This window comes from Campylobacter sp. S4:11, assembly GCF_024723695.1.
Classification (GTDB): domain Bacteria; phylum Campylobacterota; class Campylobacteria; order Campylobacterales; family Campylobacteraceae; genus Campylobacter_D; species Campylobacter_D jejuni_C.
Genome location: NZ_JANQDC010000075.1, coordinates 1 through 749, shown reverse-complemented (window position 1 = coordinate 749; position 749 = coordinate 1). Strand labels below are relative to the sequence as shown.

The 749-nt window shown below is 25.9% G+C and carries 1 pseudogene; it reads right to left on the bottom strand.

From position 1 onward, the window contains the following. Positions 1 to 749: pseudogene (locus CAMP5053_RS08240) on the bottom strand (hypothetical protein); the annotation flags it as partial.

Below are 749 nucleotides of genomic sequence, written 5' to 3'. Positions count from 1 at the left end.
TTTTAAAAAAGATATTATCATTTGTTTTATTTTTCTCTTGTAATTTACAACAAATTTTTAAAAAATCTATAGCTTCTAATACGCTAAAAATACAATTTGTATAAATAATGTCTTTTGCTAAATTGCTGTTGTTTGTGTTATTTTTACCCCCTAACACCCCCTCTCTTACACTATCATCATCTCCAACTCCCACTCTAAAGCTCATATCTATAATGATGTAATGATCTTCTAAATTAGGTATAGTTTTTTCACTACTATAAGCAAATAAAACTATATAGTATTTATAATCTTGCATATCTTCTTTAGGCTCATTGCTTCTACTTATAGGTAAGCAAAAAGATAAAACATTATCTTCATAGCTTTCATTATAAATCAAATCATCATTTTCAAACATTACCTTAAGATTTTTTTCATCAATATAGCCATTACAATCATGTAATAATAAATTTAATTTTTCTTTGCTTTCACATTCTACAAAAGCCCATTTTAGTTTTTCATCGCTTTCTTTTTCTAATTGTAAGCTTATATAAGTCCCAGGTGCAAAAGAGGTATTTAAATCTATATTATCACTTGCAAATATAATTTTATTATTTAGTTTTTGGGGGTATTTAACTTCTAATTCGCAAAGCAATTCTTCTTCATTTGTAATATAGCTTAAATGCTTTAATAAATCTTCAAACAATACCCCATTAACTATTCCTATACTACCATTGCTACCAAATTCTCCCTTTTCATTAATGTTATAAAGA